This is a genomic window from Lentiprolixibacter sp., from assembly GCF_982873095.1.
On sequence record NZ_CEYNTP010000010.1, the window covers coordinates 22679 to 26586 of the forward strand.

3 protein-coding genes and 1 pseudogene are annotated in these 3908 nt (G+C 45.0%); all 4 read right to left on the reverse strand.

Annotated elements, in window-relative coordinates:
- Positions 1–140, reverse strand: a pseudogene (locus AC4E7D_RS01525) (energy transducer TonB); the annotation flags it as partial.
- Positions 141–318: 178 nt separating this feature from the next.
- Positions 319–1899 carry a Gfo/Idh/MocA family protein gene (locus AC4E7D_RS01530; RefSeq protein WP_490172038.1) on the reverse strand — a complete coding sequence of 527 codons (1581 nt, stop codon included), beginning with the start codon at positions 1897–1899 and terminating at the stop codon, positions 319–321.
- Positions 1896–2342, reverse strand: a complete 447-nt coding sequence (locus AC4E7D_RS01535; protein WP_490172039.1) for a DoxX subfamily — start codon at positions 2340–2342, stop codon at positions 1896–1898. Before AC4E7D_RS01535 ends, AC4E7D_RS01530 begins: the two co-directional genes overlap by 4 nt.
- Before the next feature lie 205 nt (positions 2343–2547).
- Positions 2548–3816 carry an aminotransferase class V-fold PLP-dependent enzyme gene (locus AC4E7D_RS01540; RefSeq protein ID WP_490172040.1) on the reverse strand — a complete coding sequence of 423 codons (1269 nt, stop codon included), beginning with the start codon at positions 3814–3816 and terminating at the stop codon, positions 2548–2550.
- Positions 3817–3908: the final 92 nt, after the last annotated feature.

The following is a 3908-nucleotide window of genomic DNA, read 5'->3' on the forward strand; positions in this document are numbered from 1 at the left end:
TCCAAGGTAATTTCGTCTTTCTCGTACGACTTATATTCCAAAGCCATCAATGTGAGGAATAGCACAATAGTGAGTCCGATCACGAAATACAATCCACTATTTCTATTCAGATCTACTTCTGGATTCTTCTTAACTTGCATGATACAATTGTTTTAATACTTAAAAGTACCCGTAATCCAGAGGTTATACTATGACATTTATCAGGTTTCAATAAGCCTAACTTCTTTGTAGTGAGCGCCTTATTAAGTTTTAATCCAAATAAAAAAACAGGCCCTTAAGGCCTGTTTAGTTGTATGCGATAAGAAATTAGTGGTTCCCCTAAATGTTTCTAAGTAATACTTCGTCAAAATCGATCCCTTCTATGGGAATGATAATTTCATTTTCAGGGTCCCAGTCAATCCTTCTGCCCAATTTATAGGATAAGCCTGCCATATGGGCACTAATGGCTTCGTCAAAGCCTTCATCAATTCCACAACTGAGCTTGCCACCGTTCTTGGTTGCACTTAGCCATTCCCTGAGGTGAAGGAAGGTCGAATCTACCCTTTTTCCGTTGATATAGGTCCACATAAGGCCCTTATCGGCAAAGTATTGAGAGGTTGCGGAAGATACGGCATCAGGAACGGAAGCGCCTGGATCATACTGATATATAGGAACCCTGGGATTCATTTTTTCGGCTTCTATCATTTCCGCGTATTTGGTAGAACCACTTTCCGGCCAGATGGTAAGTCGATTCCCCAACTCCATAGTGGCATCGTGACCCATAAGGACAGTAGGCCTGCTAAAACCGTTTCCCAGTGTAGCGCTATAGACAAAGGTCATTCCCTTTTCTTTGCCCTTCACCTGGCTGCTACCTGTACTGAAATCAGAAAATTCCATATTTACCTGCAGTACATCGGGAACATTTCTTCCATCGTTATGTGTATAAATTCCTCCGGAGGCCATGACGCTGTTTGGAATACCCATATTCAAAACACAATTGAGCCGGTCATAATCATGGGTCAACAAGTCACCAGAAAGGCCGGAACCATACGCCCACCATTTGCGCCAGCGGAAGAAATGATTTTTATTGAAGGGAATCTCCGGGGCACTGCCCAGAAACTGGGCCCAGTCTATAGTATTCTCATTGGCCTGCTCGTGGATATCGTAATTCCAGGCTCCATTATCATCATTTCTGTTGGTATTGGTCTGTATGAGGGATACATGGCCCAAAACCCCTTTTTGCACAATATCCTGTGCGGTCTGGAAACTTAGGGTTTGCCTGTGCTGGTGACCTACCATCAGGAGGGCCTTGGAATTGCGTGCAGCCTCACGCAAACGGTAGGTTTCCTCTATGGTATGCGTCATGGGTTTTTCCACATAGGCATGCACACCATTTTCAAGGGCCTCAATAGCCATTGGGGCATGCCAGTGATCCGGTGTAGCAATGATAACCGCATCCACATCACCGCTTTTGATCATTTCCCGATAGGTTGAAAAGCGCTTGAGGGGCTTATCAGGGTTTAGCTTTATGGCCTGCTCGGCCCGGATATCAAAAATATCGCATACCGCAACCAGATCTATATTGAGTTTCTCCTGGTCCAGGAAATCCTGTAAGCGACTATTTTTAGGATCTTCTTCATGGGCAATACGCATTTCTTCTTTCCATTCCTCGGTGGCATATCCCAAGGCCCTGCACAATTGTTCTCCCCGGATTCCAAAACCGATGATGCCTACCCGTACCGGATCTCCGGCAATCGCCTTAACCGCAGTGGGCAGGGAAGGTTCTATATTGAGGTATTCCAGGATGGTAGATCGTTCGCGGCTCTTGGAAACTGCATTAGCTGCTCCAGCCCACCACACTGCTCCGAGAATTGGAATACCCCCCAGCCCTTTAATTACGTCTCTTCTCGTCCATTTCATTGCGCTTTACTTTTAGATAATTTTCTGTTTCGGTTCCAGATTGTGCCCAGTCCAAAAAGTTGAGCAGTGGGATGTTGCAACACAATGATGCAACCTACCAGTTCGATCAGGTTTTTATTAACAAACCAATAGCTGCCCTCAACATTGACCTGCTGCAGTCCGGGAAAAGGCGGATGAGCGAGGTAGTAAAGTGCCAGCAAAATAATGCCCACCCAGGCGCCCCATTTTTCAAATACACCCAGGGTAAGGGTGATTCCTACAAACATGAGGGCCATCCAATTCAAATTGTCGGCCCAATATATCCAGGGTTCCGAGCTAAGTGCCGTAAACACAGATTTAAAAGGTCCCTGTGCTGTAGCCAAATAACCGTAAGAAGTCCACTCCGGATTATACAGCTTGATCACCCCCTCATACAGAAAGTGCCAGCCAATTAAAACCCTCATGAGAACTATGCTATGCTTAAGTTCCCACCTCGTTTTCGTTTCTGACATATATTTTGAATTAATAGTTGTATACAGCTTCAGTATTTACATCACAAAGTGTCATATCACAGATGTAATACTTCCCAAAATTAGGTCCTAAAATCCAGGACTCCAATAACTTTTACAAGTGTTTTTATAAACAATAGACTATAACACATGTCCAATGTTACCCCCTTGAAGCGAGGGTTTTCACAGCTGCTATAAATTGATCCAGCTCCTCTGTTGTGGTATACACGTTCGGGGTAATCCTGCATCCCTGGACATTAGCGTAATCTATCGCTACAGTAAAGATATTGAATTCCTCCAACAAGGTTTTTGCCAGGTCAGAAGGTTTCATATGCGTTATGCCCACATTGGCAATACCACAGCTCCGATGTGGATCAACGGGGGTATTGATCCTAACATTTTCCACATTGCGGAGGGCATCACTCCAGTAACGCTGCAGGTAACGCAATCGCTTTTCCTTCCGCTCCAACCCTATCAGCTCCAGATAGTCTATCGCATTGTCAATGGCCAGGTCAGTATGAACCGGATGGGTCCCGGTATGGTTTAACCTGCTGATATCCCCGGGATCCCTGTCATGCTCGGCAAGTAATGGCCAGATTTTAGATATATGGTTTTTTCTTACATACAGCATGCCCGCGCCCAGTGGTGTGCTTAACCATTTATGTAAACTGGAACCATAATAGTCGCAATTCAAACTTGCAATATCCACATCAAAATGACCAATGCAATGTGCCCCATCAACCATCACTTCCACCCCATACCGGTGTGCCATTTCACATATTTTCCGAACTGGCAGTATGTGTCCGGTGATATTGATCATATGACAAAGCATGATCAGTTTGGTCCTGGGGGTGATTTGTTCCTCATAAAGGGACACGATCTCCTCGTCAGATCCAGGGTGGTTGGGAATAGAAATCACTTTATTCACCACTCCATGCCGTTTCGCCACCTGATTGAAATGCATTTGCATGGCCCCGTAGTCCTGTTGGGCAAAAATGGCTTCATCTCCGTCTTTCCACGGGTATCCACCAATAATCATATCCAGGGATTCCGTAGTATTCCGGGTAATGATCAACTCTTCGGCATCACAACCTACCAAAGCAGCCAGCCGGCTGGCAATCCGCTTTTTGTTTTCCCACTGCACGGTCCTCATATAATAAGAACCCTGATAGTTCACTTCCTTCACATGCTCGAGGAACTTATTCAGCGTGGGGGTAGGAGCAATATTGTAATAGCCATTTTCAAGGTTAATGTAGTCTGGCTTTAAGGCGTAATCCTTTCGGATGCGCTTCCAAAAGACTGCCTCATCCTTGACCTCATAAGAGCCAGAATAAGGGCGCTCTGAGGCATTGGCTTCAAAAGGGGTTAGTAAAAATGGAGAGGCCAGCATCCCCTGCCCCATCCGTTTCAGAAAATCCCGTTTTTTCATAATAATGTTCTTATCCCTTACAAGATAAAAAATGTGAGCCATTGTGTGTCCTGCAAAAAGGGTATATTTAATTCCGATAAGCTAACTGCTTT

Coding starts and splice junctions, on each gene's coding strand:
- AC4E7D_RS01530 (WP_490172038.1), bottom strand. CDS start 1,899: ATGAAATGGACGAGAAGAGACGTAATTAAAGGGCTGGGGGGTATTCCA.
- AC4E7D_RS01535 (WP_490172039.1), bottom strand. CDS start 2,342: ATGAGGGTTTTAATTGGCTGGCACTTTCTGTATGAGGGGGTGATCAAG.
- AC4E7D_RS01540 (WP_490172040.1), bottom strand. CDS start 3,816: ATGAAAAAACGGGATTTTCTGAAACGGATGGGGCAGGGGATGCTGGCC.